General features: G+C 40.9%; 15 protein-coding genes and 1 tRNA gene. 12 read left to right on the forward strand and 4 right to left on the reverse strand.

Features of this window, described 5'->3' with window-relative positions:
* Positions 1 to 59 precede the first annotated feature (59 nt).
* The 6 genes from QZ019_RS01360 to fbaA all read left to right on the forward strand — a co-directional run bounded on the left by QZ019_RS01360 (position 60) and on the right by fbaA (position 7581).
* Positions 60 to 929 carry an NAD(P)-dependent oxidoreductase gene (locus tag QZ019_RS01360; protein WP_294567480.1) on the forward strand — a complete coding sequence of 290 codons (870 nt, stop codon included), beginning with the start codon at positions 60 to 62 and terminating at the stop codon, positions 927 to 929.
* A 198-nt stretch (positions 930 to 1127) separates the two neighbouring features.
* Positions 1128 to 1778 carry a fructose-6-phosphate aldolase gene (fsa, locus tag QZ019_RS01365; RefSeq protein ID WP_295481796.1) on the forward strand — a complete coding sequence of 217 codons (651 nt, stop codon included), beginning with the start codon at positions 1128 to 1130 and terminating at the stop codon, positions 1776 to 1778.
* Between the two features lie 56 nt (positions 1779 to 1834).
* Complete coding sequence (locus QZ019_RS01370) at positions 1835 to 3019, forward strand: hypothetical protein (protein WP_295481798.1); 1185 nt, start codon at positions 1835 to 1837, stop codon at positions 3017 to 3019.
* 24 nt (positions 3020 to 3043) lie between these two features.
* Complete coding sequence (gene tkt, locus QZ019_RS01375) at positions 3044 to 5035, forward strand: transketolase (RefSeq protein ID WP_295481800.1); 1992 nt, start codon at positions 3044 to 3046, stop codon at positions 5033 to 5035.
* A 245-nt stretch (positions 5036 to 5280) separates the two neighbouring features.
* The gene (locus QZ019_RS01380) at positions 5281 to 6444 is read left to right on the forward strand and encodes a phosphoglycerate kinase (RefSeq protein ID WP_295481802.1); all 1164 of its coding nucleotides are present in this window, start codon (positions 5281 to 5283) and stop codon (positions 6442 to 6444) included.
* A 57-nt stretch (positions 6445 to 6501) separates the two neighbouring features.
* Positions 6502 to 7581: a class II fructose-bisphosphate aldolase gene (gene fbaA / locus QZ019_RS01385; protein ID WP_294567488.1), complete on the forward strand. Its 1080-nt coding sequence runs from the start codon at positions 6502 to 6504 to the stop codon at positions 7579 to 7581.
* 107 nt (positions 7582 to 7688) lie between these two features.
* Here fbaA and lysC read toward each other — a convergent pair whose 3' ends face one another.
* Both lysC and QZ019_RS01395 read right to left on the reverse strand, forming a co-directional pair.
* Positions 7689 to 9050, reverse strand: coding sequence for a lysine-sensitive aspartokinase 3 (gene lysC, locus QZ019_RS01390; RefSeq protein WP_295481804.1), 1362 nt, complete (start codon positions 9048 to 9050; stop codon positions 7689 to 7691).
* Between the two features lie 184 nt (positions 9051 to 9234).
* Positions 9235 to 12099 (reverse strand): valine--tRNA ligase, encoded by a 2865-nt coding sequence (locus QZ019_RS01395; protein ID WP_294568067.1) that lies wholly within the window; start codon positions 12097 to 12099, stop codon positions 9235 to 9237.
* A gap of 253 nt (positions 12100 to 12352) precedes the next feature.
* On the opposite strand from QZ019_RS01395, the gene mltG reads away from it, so the two are divergent.
* From mltG to QZ019_RS01425, 6 genes are read left to right on the forward strand one after another with little or no spacing between them, the layout of a single operon-like run.
* Positions 12353 to 13480 carry an endolytic transglycosylase MltG gene (mltG, locus tag QZ019_RS01400; protein ID WP_295481807.1) on the forward strand — a complete coding sequence of 376 codons (1128 nt, stop codon included), beginning with the start codon at positions 12353 to 12355 and terminating at the stop codon, positions 13478 to 13480.
* A 1-nt stretch (position 13481) separates the two neighbouring features.
* Positions 13482 to 14099 carry a dTMP kinase gene (gene tmk / locus QZ019_RS01405; protein ID WP_294568062.1) on the forward strand — a complete coding sequence of 206 codons (618 nt, stop codon included), beginning with the start codon at positions 13482 to 13484 and terminating at the stop codon, positions 14097 to 14099.
* The gene (locus QZ019_RS01410; RefSeq protein ID WP_295481809.1) at positions 14096 to 15139 is read left to right on the forward strand and encodes a DNA polymerase III subunit delta'; all 1044 of its coding nucleotides are present in this window, start codon (positions 14096 to 14098) and stop codon (positions 15137 to 15139) included. Before tmk ends, QZ019_RS01410 begins: the two co-directional genes overlap by 4 nt.
* 8 nt (positions 15140 to 15147) lie before the next feature.
* Complete coding sequence (gene lptF, locus QZ019_RS01415; RefSeq protein WP_295481811.1) at positions 15148 to 16248, forward strand: LPS export ABC transporter permease LptF; 1101 nt, start codon at positions 15148 to 15150, stop codon at positions 16246 to 16248.
* A complete protein-coding gene (gene lptG, locus QZ019_RS01420) occupies positions 16248 to 17315 on the forward strand; it encodes an LPS export ABC transporter permease LptG (RefSeq protein ID WP_294568056.1) in 1068 nt (355 codons plus the stop codon). The genes lptF and lptG overlap by 1 nt, the downstream gene beginning before the upstream one ends.
* A gap of 54 nt (positions 17316 to 17369) precedes the next feature.
* The gene (locus QZ019_RS01425) at positions 17370 to 17696 is read left to right on the forward strand and encodes a hypothetical protein (protein WP_294568054.1); all 327 of its coding nucleotides are present in this window, start codon (positions 17370 to 17372) and stop codon (positions 17694 to 17696) included.
* Positions 17697 to 17930: 234 nt separating this feature from the next.
* Here QZ019_RS01425 and QZ019_RS01430 read toward each other — a convergent pair.
* Both QZ019_RS01430 and QZ019_RS01435 read right to left on the reverse strand, forming a co-directional pair.
* Positions 17931 to 18017: transfer RNA gene (locus QZ019_RS01430), tRNA-Leu, on the reverse strand.
* A 68-nt stretch (positions 18018 to 18085) separates the two neighbouring features.
* On the reverse strand, positions 18086 to 18569 hold a 484-nt coding region (locus QZ019_RS01435), incomplete at its 5' end, for a hypothetical protein (protein WP_295481814.1).

Raw genomic sequence — 18569 nt, forward strand, 5'->3', positions numbered from 1 at the left:
TTTTGTTTTTAGTGCGGTTTAAAGGCAAAATATAAACAGTTTTGTATGAGGATATTTTTATGGAAATTAAAACTATCGGATTTATCGGAACCGGCGTTATGGGACGCTCTATGGCAGGACATCTTATTGATGCCGGTTTTAAGCTTAAGGTCTATAACCGTACTAAGGAAAAGGCGTTAAGTCTGCTTGATAAAGGAGCTGTATGGGCAGCGTCCCCAAAAGAAGCTGCAGATGATGTTGATCTTGTGATTTCCATTGTCGGTTATCCTCAGGATGTTAAAGAAGTCTGGCTTGGAGAGAACGGTGCTTTACAGTCAATGAAGCAAGGTTCAATCGGCATTGATATGACGACCTCAACCCCGTCATTAGCAAAAGAAATGACTAAGGAGGGATTAAAACGCGGCGTTACCATATGCGATGCTCCGGTAACAGGCGGAGATGTCGGAGCTAGAAACGGTACTTTAACTATTTTGTTCGGCGGCAGTGCCAAAGCTTTTTTAGATCTTGAACCTGTGTTTAAAGCCATGGGCAAGAATTATGTACGCTTTGGTGAGAGCGGATCCGGACAATACGCCAAAATATGTAATCAAATCGCAATTGCCGCGGGAATGATGTCAGTTTGCGAGGCCCTTATTACCGCACGTAAGACCGGTCTTGATGAAGAATTAGTGCTTAAGACTTTATCCGGCGGTGCGGCAGGATCTTTTTCTTTGTCAAGTTATGGCCCGCGTATTTTAAAAGGTGATTTTAATCCCGGCTTTTATGTTAAGCATTTTGTTAAGGATATGAAGATAGCTATAGATGTAGCAAAAGAGTGCAATTTAAAATTGCCCGGACTTGAACTTGCCTTAAAGCTTTATGAAAAACTTATTGAGCAAGGTGACGGTGATTTGGGTACGCAAGCATTGTTTAAGCTATATTTAAGCTAATGAGCTTTTTGTTGTTTGCGCTCTTTTGTACAAAGTTGTGTGTTTTTTAAAGATCCAATTTTAGACTTTTGTCACATAAATTTGAGATTTGATATAAAAAAACACGTAAATCAAGTACTATTAATATTTGAGGGTGCAAACTCGTTTATAAATTAACTAAAAACTGCAAGACAGCAGTTATGAAATTTAGGAGTTATCATGCGTTTCTTCTTAGATACCGCTAATGTTGAGGATATTCGTAAAGCCAATGACATGGGCGTAATTTGCGGTGTTACTACCAACCCGACTTTGATTGCCAAAGAAGGTCGTGATTTTAAAGAAGTAATTAAAGAGATCACTTCTATTGTTGATGGCCCTATCAGCGGTGAAGTTAAGCCTACTACTTTAGATGCTGAGACCATGATGAAAGAAGCCCGTGAAATTGCAGCTATTCACGAGAACATGGTAGTTAAGATCCCTATGACTGTTGAGGGTCTTAAAGCTTGCCATATGTGTAAGGTTGAAGGCATTAAGACCAATCTTACTTTGATTTTCTCCGCAAACCAGGCTTTGCTTGCTGCCCGCGCCGGTGCAACTTATGTTTCTCCGTTCCTTGGCCGTCTTGATGATATCTCCATGCCCGGCATTGATTTGATTCGTCAGATTTCCGATATGTTTATGGTTGGTGATATCGATGCTCAGATCATTTGCGCTTCAGTACGCAACCCGATTCATGTAATCGATTGCGCTATGGCCGGTGCCGATATCGCTACTGTTCCGTATAAAGTAATCGAGCAGATGACCAAGCACCCGCTTACCGATCAGGGTATTGAGAAATTCCAGGCTGACTATAAGAAAGTCTTCGGTTAATTTTAAAGCAAAAGCCGATACCGTAAAGGGATCGGCTTTTTCATGGCTTAAATTTCATGAAACTGCTTAAAGCCGGGGTAATTGGTGCCGCTTTTGTGTTTGTCGTTTGGGCAGGCGGGACGTTTATTACTGCGACTTTAGCTTCAACTAAAATCGATGAGGCTGTATCAATTCTAAATAAGCAGCTCTCTTCTTCATTAAATCCTGAAATCCCCGTACTAGATAAAAATTTTGCTTATTTAAGTTATAAACGCAAAGACAGAAGCTTTTTTTCGGAAAAAGGTGAGTTGCTGTTATTAAATAATGCTTCCACTGTCGTTGAAAAACTTCCGGTTATTATCAATTACGGTTTTTTAAATGCAAAAGCTCAAGTATTTCTTACCGATAAGGTAAAAAAGTCTTTATCAGCTGATTTCAGACCGGATTTTACGTTGGAAAGCAGTTTGTTTTCTTTTAAGTATTCGGTATTTCCGCAGGTATATGATTTAAAAGTACAGCTTGGCGGAAGTTATTCTTACACTCCAAAAGAAAATCCGTTTTCTTTATTTTTCTCAGCTCGCCTTAACATGTTTGATAGGGCCAGTTTTTCTTTTGACGCTAAAAATTATGAGACTAAAGATGGTGAACGAATCGGTCATATGTACTTTAATTCGTTTTCAAGACAGCCTCTTGCGTACAAAAACACTGCCGTTTTTTCCGGGGCTATAGAAGATTTTGATTACGCAGAATTGATTTATGCCAAGAATATAAGCTTAGATATGACATTAGGAGCGCCTGACAATAAAAAACAGGCAGACGTGAGCTATAAATTTGAAGCAGATAAGCTGTCTTATCCGTTATCAAATGTAAGCATGCACGGCTCTTTGGGAAAAGTTGATCTTTTAAAGCTTAATTTTCTTCAAGATGCTCAAACGATCGAGGATTTTTATAAAATCCTTTGTGATAATAAACTAAATTTAGTTTTGGACGGATTGTCTGTAGTTATGGATACCGGCGATCCTGATAATGCGTCACAAGAAAAGAATTCTTTTGCTGTTCTTAACGGTAAGGGCAGTATGGTTTTTAATCTTGATGATATTGATAAAAGTCAGGGCGATTTTGAGTTTAAACTCGATAAAATGCCTAATGACGCATTGTTGTCCGTAGTTTTTAAACCGTTTTTCGTCACTAAAGATAATGCTTTTTATAGCAAAATCGTTTTTTCTTCAGGAAGGATGACGGTAAACGGGAAAAGGTTTTAATTTTGAATAAGAAAGGAGTTTAACATGTCTGAATATAGGGAGTTGGCAAATGCTATTCGTGCCTTAAGTATGGATGGCGTGCAGAAAGCTAAATCAGGCCACCCTGGTGCTCCTATGGGTATGGCAGATATGGCAGAGGCTTTATGGCGCGGATTTTTACGTCACAATCCTAAAAATCCGAAGTGGCCTAATCGCGATCGTTTCGTATTGTCAAACGGCCATGCCTCAATGATGCTTTATTCATTGCTGCATTTAACCGGTTATGATCTTTCTATTGATGATTTAAAGCAGTTCAGACAGTTGGATTCAAAGACTCCGGGTCATCCTGAATACGGAATCGTTCCCGGTGTTGAGACCACCACCGGTCCTTTAGGTCAGGGTATCGGTAATGCCGTTGGCATGGCTCTTGCTGAGGCAATGCTTGCAAGCGAGTTCAATCGTGACGGCTTTGATATCGTTGATCACTATACTTATGCTTTCTTGGGCGACGGCTGCTTGATGGAAGGTATTTCTCATGAAGTATGCTCCTTAGCAGGTACTTTAGGACTTGGCAAGCTTATTGCTTTATATGATTCAAACGGTATTTCCATTGACGGTGAAGTAAAAGGCTGGTTCGGTGATGATACCAAACAGCGTTTTGCCGCTTATCATTGGCAGGTTCTTGAGGTAGACGGTCATGACGGCGAGGCAATTCGTAAGGCCATAGCTGAGGCTCAGGCTGATAAAGAGCATCCGTCTCTTATCGTTTGCCATACCACCATCGGTTTCGGCTCTCCGAATAAGGGCGGTAAAGAATCTTGCCACGGAGCACCTTTAGGTGATGAAGAAATTGCTTTGACCCGTAAGCAGTTAGGCTGGAACTACGGTCCTTTTGAGATCCCTGAGGAAATCTACAATAAATGGAGCGCAGTTGAGTCAGGCGCTAAGTATGAAGCTAAGTGGAATGAGCTTTTTGCAAAATACAAAGCAGCGTATCCTGAGCTTGCAGCAGAGTTTGAACGTCGCATGAAAGGCGATTTGCCATGTGATTTGCATGCCAAAGCTCAAGAGTGGATTAAATCATTGCAGGCAAATCCTCAGAAGATTGCAACTCGTAAAGCAAGCCAAATTGCTCTTGATTTCTTTGCTGCAAACATGCCGGAACTTGTCGGCGGCTCTGCAGACTTGGCTCCGTCCAATCTGACTATGACTAAGTCTTCTAAGTCAGTTGCTCCTCATATGATTAAGGGTAATTATATCCATTGGGGTGTTCGCGAGTTCGCTATGGCAGTTGCCATGAACGGTATGCTGCTTCACGGCGGCTTCCGTCCTTACGGCGGTACTTTCCTCATCTTCTCCGAGTATGCACGTAATGCTATTCGTATGTCCGCATTGATGGGCATTCCTACTCTTTATGTCTTTACCCATGATTCCATCGGCGTCGGTGAGGACGGTCCTACTCATCAGCCTATTGAGCAGACTGCTTCATTGCGCATGGTTCCGAATCTTGATACCTGGCGCCCTTGCGATCCGGTTGAGACCGCAGTTGCCTGGGATCATATGATTGAGCGTAAGGACGGTCCTTCTGACATTGTTTTAACCCGTCAGAATTTAGAGCAGATGCCGCGTGATGATAAGCAGGTTGCCGATATCGCCAAGGGCGGCTATATCCTTCGTGATTGTGACGGCGCTCCCGAGCTTATCATTATTGCCACAGGCTCCGAAGTAGCTCTTGCTTTCCATGCCGCTGAAGAGTTGGAAAAAGAAGGCCGTAAAGTTCGCGTTGTTTCAATGCCGTGCTGTGAAGTCTTTGATCGTCAGGATGCAGCTTATAAAGAAGCTGTTCTGCCTTGTGCCTGCCGCGCTCGCGTTGCCGTTGAAGCAGGCTGCACTCAGGGTTGGTACAAGTATGTAGGTCTTGACGGCAAGGTTTTAGGACTTGATCATTACGGTGAGTCTGCTCCTGCAGGTTTACTGTTTGAGAAGTTCGGCTTTACCGTTGATAATCTTGTTAAAGTTGCAAAATCCGTTTTATAGGATGCGATTTTAATTTGATTTAACTTTGAACCCTCGATGTGCAATCGGGGGTTTTTTGTGGCAGTTTTTTACTTATTTTTTACATAATCCTAATTTGGATTAAATAAAGATTAAGCTATTGAAACTTGCAAAATTACGCTATGGAATTTTGCAGGTTATTTAGTTAAAATGAGTGATTAGAGAGCTTGTTATGGCTCTATAATTAGTCTAGTTAAGACCAGATTTTTTTAGAGGAAAAATTCACTATGGCAATTAAGAAAATGGCCGACCTCGACCTTAAAGGCAAGCGTGTTTTGATTCGTGCTGATTTAAACGTTCCTATTAAAGACGGTAAAGTAGCATCAGACAAGCGTATTATGGCTACCCTTCCGACTATTAAGCTTGCACTTGAAAAAGGCGCCAAGGTTATGGTTATCTCCCACTTGGGCCGTCCTGAGGAAGGCGTCTATAGTGACGAATTCTCTTTACAGCCGGTTGCTGATTATATGGCAACTAAGCTTCCGTGCCCGGTTCGTTTAGTTAAAGATTATCTTGACGGTGTAGAAGTAAACGATAATGAGGTAGTTGTTCTTGAAAACTGCCGCTTCAACAAAGGCGAAAAGAAGAATAACGAAGAATTGTCCCGTAAATATGCCGCTTTGTGCGATGTTTTCGTAATGGACGCTTTCGGTACCGCTCACCGTGCTCAGGCTACCACTTACGGTGTTGCCGAGTTTGCTCCTGTTGCCTGTGCAGGTCCTTTGCTTGCCGCTGAGCTCGAAGCTTTAGGTAAGGCTATGGATAATCCTGCTCGTCCGATGGTTGCTATCGTCGGCGGTTCTAAAGTTTCTACCAAGCTGCCGGTTTTAAATAGCCTGCTTAAAGTTGCAGATCAGTTAATTGTCGGCGGCGGTATTGCCAATACCTTTATGGCTGCTGAAGGTCACAAAGTCGGTAAGTCATTATGTGAAGAAGATTTGATCCCGACTGCTAAGGAGTTGGCCGAGAAGACTCATATTCCTGAGTTTGTTGATGTTGTTGTCGGCAAAGAATTTTCTGAGACCACTCCTGCCGTTACCAAAGATCTTGCTGATGTTGCAGACGACGATATGATTTTTGACCTCGGTCCTAAATCAATGGCTAATATCGAAGAAGTTATCAAGAATGCCAAGACTATTTTGTGGAACGGTCCTGTAGGTGTATTCGAGTTCGATCAGTTTGCTGAAGGTTCTAAAGCTTTAGCAAATGCAATCGCTGATTCTGATGCTTTCTCAGTAGCAGGCGGCGGTGATACTATCGCAGCTATTCAGAAGTTCGGTGTAACTTCCAAGATTTCTTACATTTCAACCGGTGGCGGTGCTTTCCTTGAGTTCGTAGAAGGCAAGAAGCTCCCTGCTGTTGAAATTTTGGAAAAAAGAGCAGCTGAATAAGTAAGATAATTTAACCGGTGCCCGTAAAGGGCACCTTATTTATATAAAGGCACCAAAATGACTAAAATTTTAGATGTTGTTAAACCCGGAGTTCTCGTCGGAGAGGACGTTCAGAAAGTATTTGCCGTAGCTAAAGAAAACGGTTATGCGCTTCCTGCCGTAAACTGCGTCGGTACGAATACCATTAACGCTGTTTTAGAGGCTGCCGCTAAGGCTCGTTCTGCCGTTATCGTACAGTTCTCAAACGGCGGTGCAGCATTCGTTGCCGGAAAAGGTCTTAAAGTTGATCGTCCTCAGGGCAATTCAATTCTCGGCGCTATTTCCGGTGCTTTGCACGTTCACAATGTTGCCAAAGAATATGGCGTACCGGTAATTCTTCATACCGATCATTGCGCTAAGAAGTTAATCCCTTGGGTTGACGGCTTGCTTGATGCCGGTGAAGAGTATTTTGCCAAAAACGGCAAGCCTTTGTTCTCTTCCCACATGCTTGATCTTTCAGAAGAGTCTCTTGAAGAGAATATTGATATTTGCAGCAAGTATTTAGAGCGTATGGCCAAGATGGGTATGACTCTTGAGCTTGAGCTCGGATGCACCGGCGGTGAGGAAGACGGCGTTGATAATTCAGGTAAGGATGAGTCAGCTCTTTACACCCAGCCGCAGGATGTTGCTTATGCTTATGAGCGCCTCATGAAGATTTCCCCGAATTTCACTATCGCAGCCTCTTTCGGTAATGTTCACGGCGTTTACAAGCCCGGCAACGTTAAATTGAAGCCGACTATTCTGCGTGATTCTCAGAAGTTTGTTGAAGAAAAATTCCATACCGGTCCTAAGCCTATGAATCTCGTATTCCACGGCGGTTCAGGCTCTTCTCCTGCGGAAATTGCCGAAGCTGTTTCATATGGTGTCATTAAGATGAATATTGATACCGATACACAGTGGGCAGGCTGGAAGGGCATTATGGATTACTATAAGGCCAATGAAGCATATCTTCAGGCTCAGCTTGGTAATCCGACCGGACCTGATGCTCCTAATAAGAAGTATTATGATCCGCGTGTATGGTTGCGTAAGTGTGAAGAGAGCATCGTTAATCGTGTTATCGAGGCCTTTAAGGAACTCGGCTCTTACGATTCTCTTTAATTTAAATTCGATTTCAAAAAATAACGGAGCCTTAAGCTCCGTTATTTTTTGCGCATAAAAAACACGCCGCGATTTAAATGCGGCGTGTCCTAGTACAAAACTAAGAATTAGTCTTCAAGTAAATGTTTATGTAAAGCCGTTAATGCTTCAACTGCTTTATCTTCCTCGACTAGGAAGCACAAATTGTGATTTGATGCACCGTAGCAAATCATGCGGACGGCATAATTTTCGATAGCGTCAAAGGCACGAGTTGCAGTTCCAGGTATAGAAGACATTTCATTGCCGATGACGGCAACTAATGACAATTTGTGTTCAACTTTAACATGGCAGAATTGTCTTAACTCATTGAGCATATTTTCGTTAAGTTCATTAATACCTGAGGTATTGCTGCCTGCATCTAAAGTAACGGCAATTGATACTTCTGATGTTGATACCAAATCAATTGATTGATTGTATTTTGCAAAAACGCTGAATACTTTGGCTAAGAATCCTGATGCACCTACCATTTTAGGGCTGGCTAAGACGATAAGAGTCTGGTTTTTACGTAATGCTACAGCTCTAAAAGCAGGATGGCTTGTGGTTTCGGGTTTTACCCAGGTGCCGCCTTTTTCCGGCTCTTTGCTTGAACCGACATAAACCGGGATCCCGCGGCGAACCGCCGGAATTAAGGTTGACGGGTGCAAAATCTTGGCACCGAATGTTGCCATCTCGGCAGCTTCAAGATAGGTTAACTCATCAATCGGTTTTGCGTGAGGAACCAAACGCGGATCGGTGGTATAAACACCGGGAACGTCAGTCCAGATTGAAATAGTGGAAGCGGCTAATGCTTCACCTAATAAGGCTGCAGTGTAGTCTGAACCGCCGCGACCTAAGGTAGTGGTCATTCCTTCGCTGTTTGAGGCGATGAACCCTTGGGTTACGACAATAGTTCCGTCTTGCAGTAAAGGAGCAAGATGGGTTTTACATAAACTTTCTACAACTTCAACTAAGGGTTGAGCGTGACCGAAGCAAGAATCAGTACGCATAACCTGGCGAACGTCAAACCATTTGGCGTTGTAACCGTGAAGCTTGAACACTTCTACGATTAAAAATGATGACATCAGCTCGCCGTGAGAAACGATGCGATCGGTCAGAGCATCGGAACGCTCCATTGCGGCTTCATTGGCTAAATCGCGGATCTCATTTAAATGCTCTTTGATAAATTTAAGGCATATGTCAGTAGTGGCGACTTTAGAGGCGATTTCGTAGTGAATATCGTACAGCTTTTTGATAAGTTCTTCGATTTTATCGCGGGAGCAGGCTCCTGAAGCTAACTCTACCAAAATATTGGTAACGCCTGCACAGGCGCTGACTACTACTAAACGAGTGTTGGGATTACTTGCTGAAACCTGAACACTGCTGGTCATTGCTTTAAAATCGGCAACTGAAGTGCCGCCGAATTTAGCTATATCTAATTGAAAATTAGCCATTGGAAAACATTCTCTTTTTAAAAATTTGATTCAGCAAATCTTATGATTCTAATACATTCTGTGCAACATTTAACAAAACACGTAACTAAAATAGTGCATTTTTTATTAAAGAAGCTACAAGATGGTGCACATCTTTAGAAAAGAAAGGACTTCCTTTTGAAGCCCTTTCTTAATTTAGAGAAGATTAAAGTTTTGATAGTTCTTCAATCTGACTTTCAATCTTGCTTAACTGAGCTTTATTAAGTTCAAGTTGGGCTTTTGCTCCTTCGATGATCTTAGCCGGAGCTTTTGAAGTAAATGCTTCGTTATTAAGCTTGGCTTCTCCGCCTTTGATTAAACCTTTAAGCTTGTTAGCCATATCGCTTAGGCGCTTAATCTCGGCATCTTTATTTATAAGATCTTTCATCGGAATAAGAACTTCAGCAGTGCCGAAAGGCTTAGATGCGCAAGGCGGAAGTTTTTCATCACTGCCTGCAAAGACAATCGGCTCAATGTTGGCTACAAGTGTTAAGCAACGGCTGTTTTCTTTGGCACAGCGCTGCTCGTCTGCAGAAGCACCGCGGACAATCGGGGCAAGCTTAACTGCAGGACCTGCTTTCATTTCTGCACGCAGATTGCGGACGGCTGTAACGAAGTCTTTAATCCAAAGAATATCTTTTTCGGCTTCAGCGTCAAAAATATAATCCTCTGCTTTAGGATAAGGAGCAACCATAATGGTTTTCTCATTATTCATGCGATTTAGCAAAGGAGCACATTGCTGCCAAATGGTCTCGGTAATAAACGGAATCACCGGATGAGCCATTCTTAAAACGGTTTCAAGAACGTCAACCAAAGTATATGCAGTAGCGTTATGCTGCGCGGCACTTAAAGTATCGTCTTTTAAAATAGCCTTGGTGAATTCCAGATACCAGTCACAGTATTCGTTCCAAATAAACTCATAAAGGATGGTTGCAACCTGATCAAAGCGGTAGGAATCAAGAGATTCGCGGATGTCTTTAATGGCGGTAGCAAGCTTAGAGTAAATAAAACGATCAGCCAAAGACAAATCTGAAGCCTGCGGTTTAGATAAAGTCATGCCGTCGATATTCATTAGAACAAAGCGGCTGGCGTTCCAAATCTTGTTGCAGAAATTACGATAGCCTTCAAGGCGCTTCATATCCCAGTTGATGTCACGACCGTTTGAGGCCAAAGCACAGAGAGTAAAGCGCAAAGCATCGGTGCCATGAGCTGAAATGCCGTCGGGGAATTGCTTACGGGTACGTTTTGCAATCTTTTCGGCAATTTGCGGCTGCATCATATTGGCAGTACGCTTTTTGACGAGTGTTTCGATATCAATACCGTCAATCATATCCAAAGGATCGAGAACGTTACCTTTGGATTTGGACATCTTCTGTCCTTCTTCGTCGCGAATTAATCCGGTGACGTATACGGTATGGAAAGGCACTTGCGGTGTTCCGTCAGGATTTTTCATAAAGTGCATGGTCATCATGATCATGCGGGCAACCCAGAAGAAGATAATGTCAAAGCCGGTAACAAGAACCGATGTAGGATGGAATGTCTCAAGCTCTTTGGTGTTATCAGGCCAACCTAAAGTAGAGAATGTCCACAAAGCTGACGAGAACCAAGTATCAAGGACATCGGGATCTTGAGTCAATACTAAATCTTTATCAAGATTATATTTGCTGCGGACTTCGTCTTCGCTTCTTGCAACATATATGTTGCCTTTTTCATCGTACCATGCAGGAATGCGGTGACCCCACCATAATTGACGGGAAATACACCAATCTTGAAGATCGCGCATCCAAGAATAGTACATATTGGTATATTGAGCTGGAACGAATTTAATTCTGCCGTCTTCAACAGCTTCAAGAGCAGGTTTTCCAAGTACTGACGCACGAACATACCATTGATCGGTAAGCATAGGTTCAATAGGAACGCCGCCGCGATCACCAAAAGGCTGGGACAGGGTATGATCTTCAGTGTGATCAAAGAGACCTTCTGCTTTTAAATCTTCTAAAATCAGGTCGCGGGCTTTGAAGCGATCAAGCCCTCTGTAAGCTTCCGGGATGAAGCCTGATACTTCATCAGACGGCATGCCGTCGGTATTGAATACTTCTCCTTCTTCACGGATGCAGGCATCTTCGGTCATGATGTTAATCATGGCAAGTTTGTGACGCTTGCCTACGGCGTAGTCGTTAAAGTCATGAGCAGGAGTAATCTTCACACATCCGGTACCGGTTTCCATGTCGGCATGTTCATCGGCTACGATTGGAATACGGCGGTTGACTAAAGGCAGAATCAAATCTTTTCCGACTAAGTTTTTAAAACGCTCGTCCTTGGGGTTTACGGCAACGGCGGTATCACCAAGCAGTGTCTCAGGACGTGTAGTGGCGATTAAAAGGTAGTCTTTGCCTTCATTGGTGGTAAGCCCGTCAGCTAATTTATAACGGATATACCACATGTAGCCTTTAACCTCTTTGTTTTCAACTTCCAAATCGGAAATTGCGGTACGAAGTTTCGGATCCCAGTTAACAAGACGTTTGCCGCGATAAATTAAATCTTCATCATATAAGCGGACGAAAACTTCTTTAACAGCATTTGATAAGCCTTCATCCATGGTAAAGCGCTCGCGGCTCCAGTCAACGGAGTCACCCAAGCGGCGCATTTGACGGGTAATGGTACCGCCTGATTCTTGGCGCCATTTCCAAATTCTTTCAATGAATTTCTCGCGACCCAAATCGTGACGGGTAAGGTTTTCTTCTTTTGCAAGCTTGCGTTCTACCACCATCTGAGTGGCGATGCCGGCATGATCGGTACCGCATTGCCACAGGGTATTATCTCCCTTCATGCGATGGAAACGGATGAGACTGTCCATGATGGTTTGCTGGAAGGCATGTCCCATATGTAAAGAGCCGGTTACGTTCGGCGGCGGTAAAGCGATGGAATAGGCTTTTGCCGCAGTATTTCCTGACGGTTTGAAAAGGCCGTTATTTTCCCATTTGGTATAAATTTCACTTTCGAATTTTTCAGGTTGATAAGTTTTGTCCATTTCCATTATTCAAGGCCTTAAAAATAGTGTGAATCTTGCTTAAAAATAAATGTCAATTTTAGCTTTTTGTCTTTGTGAAGTCACGCGAAAAAATCAAAGGATCCAAAGCAAGGCAGAGTCATTGTTTTTTAGAAAGTGTAAAGTTGGGAAATTAGCTATAATAGTATGAATTAGAAAGGATTTAGTTTCTGCTTTTACCGAGTGATACAAATTAAAGAGTATGTCAATGGCAAAAACAACGGCTAAACGCACTGTGAAAAGTAATGTAAAACAGTCCGGTAATAAAAAAGGATTAAGAGTTAAATTCTATATATATTTATTTATTGTTGTTGCGGTTTTGGGATCTTTTGCCGTATTTATTGGAAACAAATATTTTCAAGATATTTCCAATCATAAAATTTACGTTGAGGGTAAGGTATATGAGTTAAAAGGCGGGGCAACAGTTAAGCAGACTGTTATAGATCTTCTAAAAGATGATTACCCTGATTTCATGCTTTCATTATGGAGTACGGTTTACGGCAGGAATTTTTCCGGGATCCAGAAAGGAAAATACTATGCAGACGGCAGTAAATCTTTAACTGATTTTCTGCATTCCATGCAAAAAGGTGAAGTCTTTATGCCTAAGACTCCTGTTATAACTTTAGTTGAAGGAATGACTTTAAGTGCCTTTTTAAAGAGGGTAGAAAGCGTTGAAGATCTTCCTGCAGACGCGGAGTTTGAAAAGAAAATATCTGATCCTAAAAAGTTTTTAGCCGATACTTTAACTGATAAAGAACTTGAAGCGATTGGCGGTATTCATGATTCTTTAGAGGGCTTGCTGTTTCCGGCAACTTATCCTTATTTTGAAAAAGACACGGATTTGAGCATGATAAAAAAAGCGCTTAAACATATGGCGTCTTATATGGAAAAAGAGTGGCCGAAACGTGATAAGACTATTTTGGTAAAAGATCCGTATGATGCTTTGATTTTAGCTTCTATTATTGAAAGAGAGAGTTCTATCGGCGCTGAACGCAATAAAATTGCAGCAGTGTTTTATAACCGTTTGAAGCGGGGAATGATGCTTCAGACAGATCCGGCGGTAATGTATGGCGTAAGTCCTGATTTTAAAGGTCCGCTTACCCGTTCTCAATTAAGAAAAGATACTCCTTATAATACTTACACCAGAACAGGACTTACTCCGACCCCGATTTCCATGCCGGGAGCCGAATCAATTCAAGCGGCGTTGCACCCGGAAAAAAGCGATGCACTGTATTTTGTGGCAAAAAGCCATGATCCTAAAGACGGACATATTTTCAGTAATTCTTTACAAGAACATAATAAAGCGGTCTCTCAATATCGTAAAAAGGTAAAAGAGTATCGTGAATTTTTGCAGGATAAATAAAATGCGCGGTTTATTTATTACTTTTGAAGGCACTGAGGGTGCAGGAAAAAGTACGTTGATAAAAGAAATTGAAAAGTGGCTTACACAAAAAGGAATTGATTTTGTGTCCGTAAGGGAGCCGGGTGGAACCGTCCTTGCAGAGAAAATGCGTGCAATTTTAAAAACTCCGTGTCCTGAAGAAAAATTGTGCGATAAAAGTGAATTGCTTTTAATGTATGCCGCAAGGGCTCAGCTTGTCGAGACTTTAATAAAGCCATCCCTTGCCGAAGGTAAATGCGTAATTTGTGACCGTCATGATTTGTCTACGGTGGCGTATCAGGGCGGAGGCCGCGGTTTACCGATGGATGAAATAGATTCCGTTCGTAATGTAGCCTTAGGTAAATTCAGACCTGATTTGACCTTGCTTTTAGATATCGATCCTAAACTTGGCATGCAAAGAGCCAGAAGCCGTGGAGCTCTTGATCGCTTTGAGCTTGAGCAGCTGTCTTTTTTTGAGAGAGTTCGTAATACTTATTTGGAAGCAGCAAAGCATCTTCCTTATATTAAAGTCATTGATGCGTCCAAAACCGTTGAAGAAGTAAGGGCAGATGCCATATCGGCACTTGAGGCTTTGTTGTGATTTTAGAAAGTTTTTTAAATAAGCCGTTTTTAAATTTTTCAAACGCATATTTAAGCGGAAGATTACCCGGTTCCGTACTGTTTGCCGGAGATCGGGAGTCCGGTGTTAATTATGTAGCATGTGAAAGTGCTAAGCTTTTTTTATGTTCTTCTCCGCAAAACGGACATCCTTGTGGGCATTGCAAGTCTTGCAGTATGTTCGATGCTGGAACACATCCTGATTTTATAGCTGTTATAGGATCGACAAAGGATGAAGCTGATAACGGGCTTGATATGCAGCGGGATCCTAAGATTCTTTTAGCTGTTGAAGAGGATAGTGCGTTAAGAAAAAGTGTACGTATTGACAGTATGCGCAAGCTTTCTTCTTGGGCGGTAGAGTCTGCAGGCGCCGGAAATAAAAAAGTTGCCGTAATTGCAGATGCGCATACCATGCCCGAAGGGGCTGCAAATGCTATTTTAAAAACCTTCGAAGAGCCGCCGCAGAATACTTTGATTATTATGACGGCCCGTTCTCTTGAATCGTTATTGCCGACAATTTTGTCAAGAGCTTATAAAATTGTTTTGCCTAAGGCCTCTTTGCCTGAGTCTCTTGATTTTATAAAAAGGCAGTGTTCTGCAGAGGATGCTCGTGCACAGATAGCTTTGGCTTTATCAGGATATAAACCTTACGGTGCGTTGAAGTTGATTCAAAGTGATGATGACATTAAGATTTCCCATATGCTAAAGGAATTAATTGACGCATTAAACGGACAACAAAACGAAGAAAGAGCAATAGATTCATTATTGTCGCTTGATCCTTTAACTCAGGGAAATATTTTGTATGAATTGGTCTGTGAGGTTTTAAAATATAAGGCGCATATTAATAAAGACGAATTACCGCTTATTAATATTTTTCATGGTGAAAAATTAGCGCAATTAAGCGCAGATCATTTGTTTTTGGCTTTGGATGATTTACGCTATATAAAATCTGAGAATCCTTTAATTCCGCCAAGAGCACCTAAAGCTCTTATCAGATCTTGGATTAGAGCTTTAAAAGAGTAGGTTGTAAGTTGATTTTATATAAATATATATTTAAAGAGATTTTAAAAACCCAGATCATTACTTTGATTGTTTTGCTGGTGGTTTTTTTAAGTCAGAGCATGATAAGACTGATATCACGTGCCGCCGTCGGCAGCGTCCCCGTTGATATCATTACAAATCTTGCAGCGTACGCAGTTCCTGAAATTGCTATGATTATGCTGCCTTTGACTTTATTCTTAGCCTGTCTTATAACGCTTGGGCGTATTTGTTCAGATTCTGAAATGGTTGTCATGCGTTCAATCGGTTTTTCTCCGGCAAACGTGATGACTATTGCCATGATTTTGGCCTTTTTTACTTCAATAGTTACTGCATTTAATTGTATTTACCTTGTCCCGTGGGCATCAAGCGCCAAAGAGACATTAATGAAGCAAACGGAAAACAATCCGCAGTTTTTACCTATTGAAAGCGGGAAGTTTTCTTCAATGGGCGGCTACAATATTTACATAGAAAACGTTGAAGAAAAAAGTGACGGAGAAAAAAATATCGCTCATGTCTTCGTGATGGAAGCTCCGTTTGCCAATGTCGGAAATTCTATGACAATAGCTGACAAAGGCTATCTCGTGCATGATGAAAACGGCGTTTTATGGCTTGAGCTTGATAAAGGCAGTCGCTATGAAGTTATGACTGAAGACGGAACATCAAATAAAGCTATTTTTGATAAATTTAGGACACCGGTTGCAGGAAGTGATTCTGAATTGCAGGAAGATGATTCAATTTCAAGCAGAGACACTTTTGAGCTCTTGCATTCAGGTGAAACACGAGCAGTGGTTGAAGCCCAGTGGCGTTTATCTCCGATTTTTGCCGTGTTTATCTTAACTTTTGTCGCAATTCCTTTATCTATGGTTAATCCGCGTCAGGGAAGATTTGCACGTTTAATGCCGGCAATTTTGATTTATGCGTCTTATTACATGTTTTTACTGTCCTGCAGAAATATGATTAATTCCGGATCGCTGCCTTTATATCCGGGATTATTTGTTGTACCGGTAGTATTTTTCTTGTTTGTCGGTCTTCCTTTAAATTTACCGCGTAATTTTTGGAAACTTTTGCGTGCTAAAAAGGAGGCCAAATAATGAAATTCGGCATCCTTGACAGATATATCGGTAAAAATGTGTTTTTTACCATTTTGTTAGTAACATTTTGTTTAACTTTACTGACAACTTTAATTACGTTTGTCGATCAGATGCGCTATATTGGTCGCGGCAGTGTAGACTTTTTGTTTTTGGTATCTCACGTTGCACTTGAAGTCCCCGGTATTGTTGTGCTGTTCTTTCCTGTAGCCGTGCTTTTGGGCGGTGTTATTGCTCTTGGTAATTTAGCAAGAACCTCAGAGCTTATCGTGATGCAGTCTATCGGCATTTCCAGAACCGGTATTGTTCTAAGTGCTCTTAAAACAGTTATACCGCTTATTTTAGTGATAGTTTGTTTGGGTGAGTTTGTTGTTCCACGTGTTGAGCAATATGCTGAAAATCGATTGAATTTTGCCTCGTCAAACGGAAATTTATCTGTTACCAACGACGGATTGTGGTTAAGAGAAGGTCAAAGTTTTATCGGTATTAGATATACCATGTCAGACGGCTCGCTTTTAGATATTGTCCGTTATGAAGTGGAAGGAAAAAATCTTAAAGCTTTTTCAAGAGCTAAAAGCGGAGTCTATTCGGATGGCAAATGGATAATGAGAGGCGTAAGGAAAACTGAATATACTGAAAACAAAGTGATAAGAACTAATTTAGCAGAGGAAAAATGGAGTTTGAATTTAACGCCCGAGCGTGTCGAGGTAGTTGGCGTTAAAGGATACAATTTGACTGCAAGAGGTCTTATTGACTATATAAATTATCTTGAAGAGAATAATCAGGATGCTTCAAGTTATCGTTTAGAACTTTATAACAAGTTTATGTCTCCGCTTACCATGATAGTTATGCTGCTTTTGGCTGCTTCAACGGTATTCGGACCATTGCGTTCCATGACTATGGGGGCTCGAGTGTTAGCTGGAATTGCTTTAGGTTTCGGTTTCTATTTGGCAAATCAGATTGGTGCACCGTTTGCTTTAGTTTATGGAATTCCTCCTATTTTAGGAGCGAGTTTACCTACTTTAGCTTTTATGTTTTTAGCTATAGTTTTGTTAAGACGTAAAGTTTAATGCATAGTGATTTGTAAAATATTATTTTGTTTTTAATTTTTAAAGGTTTTTTATATGGTCAATTATTATGACGAAATCGCGAAGATGTTATCTTCGCCTGATCCGGTTAACTATAAAACCGAGCTTAAGAATTTAAAAAAGTTTGATGAAATGATGCTGCCACAGGTTTTTGCCAGCGAATTAAAGAGAGCTCAGGATCTTAATATCCCTCTTGGCAAAGATGCGGAAACACAAGAAGGTATGGAAAAAAGATCAGCTTATATTACTCAAAGAATTGCTGAATTAAGGGCAAAAGCCAAGAAAACCCAAATTAAGACGATATCATTAACAGCAGTGGTTGTAATTGCTATTTTTGCTTTAATTGTTTATTTAATACGCTAAAAAATTTAGTGTTTTTTCATGAAGCTCAGTAGGTAAACTGGGCTTTATTTTTAGTAGGAAAGCGGGAAAACACAAGATAATATTACTATTGTCATAAGTAAAACATATTTAAATTCAAGCAGTTAAATTGCGATAAGCTTTTTTTAGAAACTCGAAATTAAAAATACAAAAACAGAAATTCAAGAATTTTTGTTGAAAAATTTTGGTGAATTTTTTTGAGAAGGGGAAAACTGATGGTGCCAAAGGTGGGACTCGAACCCACACACTATCGCTAGCGGCGGATTTTGAATCCGCTGCGTCTACCAATTTCGCCATTCGGGCTTGTGTGCCTTATTATTATAACAAGACCTTTATTATAAAACAAGCAAAAAATAAAAAAAGAGTATTCCCTACTCTAATTTATCTTTAAAATCATTCCATTTTTCTTCAGTAAAATTTTTTACGCGATCAATCCCATTTTCTACATCATCTACAGCATCTTGAAAAACACCTTCCCCATTTCCATAATAATGCATCATCAATGTTTTCGTTTTCTTTCCTAATTCTAAAATTTCTTTTTCTTCACTTGATAACTTTTGATCTGTATTTTTTTCTATATACTCTAATCGACTTGCAGCTTCATAAACTTTTTTAGCTTCCTCTTGATTGTCTTGAGTAATTCCTTCTTTGATTTTATCATAACCATCTAAAATTGTTTGTGTTAAAGCTTTAACATCTTGTTTAGAGGTATCATTTTCAACATCTTGATCTATCTGATCAAAATCATCTTTTACATCATCCCAAGCAATTTCTACATTCCCTTTAAAACCACTATCTGTTGTTTGATTTCTACAGCCTGTTAAAGTAAAAGTACAAGTTATTAAAAGTATCAAC

This window comes from uncultured Succinatimonas sp., assembly GCF_905203285.1.
Taxonomy (GTDB): domain Bacteria; phylum Pseudomonadota; class Gammaproteobacteria; order Enterobacterales; family Succinivibrionaceae; genus Succinatimonas.

What these genes read in the sequence shown, in the direction of transcription:
- QZ019_RS01360 (WP_294567480.1), top strand. Translation starts at nt 60, where the DNA reads ATGGAAATTAAAACTATCGGATTTATCGGAACCGGCGTTATGGGACGC.
- fsa (WP_295481796.1), top strand. Translation starts at nt 1,128, where the DNA reads ATGCGTTTCTTCTTAGATACCGCTAATGTTGAGGATATTCGTAAAGCC.
- QZ019_RS01370 (WP_295481798.1), top strand. Translation starts at nt 1,835, where the DNA reads ATGAAACTGCTTAAAGCCGGGGTAATTGGTGCCGCTTTTGTGTTTGTC.
- tkt (WP_295481800.1), top strand. Translation starts at nt 3,044, where the DNA reads ATGTCTGAATATAGGGAGTTGGCAAATGCTATTCGTGCCTTAAGTATG.
- QZ019_RS01380 (WP_295481802.1), top strand. Translation starts at nt 5,281, where the DNA reads ATGGCAATTAAGAAAATGGCCGACCTCGACCTTAAAGGCAAGCGTGTT.
- fbaA (WP_294567488.1), top strand. Translation starts at nt 6,502, where the DNA reads ATGACTAAAATTTTAGATGTTGTTAAACCCGGAGTTCTCGTCGGAGAG.
- lysC (WP_295481804.1), bottom strand. Translation starts at nt 9,050, where the DNA reads ATGGCTAATTTTCAATTAGATATAGCTAAATTCGGCGGCACTTCAGTT.
- QZ019_RS01395 (WP_294568067.1), bottom strand. Translation starts at nt 12,099, where the DNA reads ATGGACAAAACTTATCAACCTGAAAAATTCGAAAGTGAAATTTATACC.
- tmk (WP_294568062.1), top strand. Translation starts at nt 13,482, where the DNA reads ATGCGCGGTTTATTTATTACTTTTGAAGGCACTGAGGGTGCAGGAAAA.
- lptG (WP_294568056.1), top strand. Translation starts at nt 16,248, where the DNA reads ATGAAATTCGGCATCCTTGACAGATATATCGGTAAAAATGTGTTTTTT.
- QZ019_RS01425 (WP_294568054.1), top strand. Translation starts at nt 17,370, where the DNA reads ATGGTCAATTATTATGACGAAATCGCGAAGATGTTATCTTCGCCTGAT.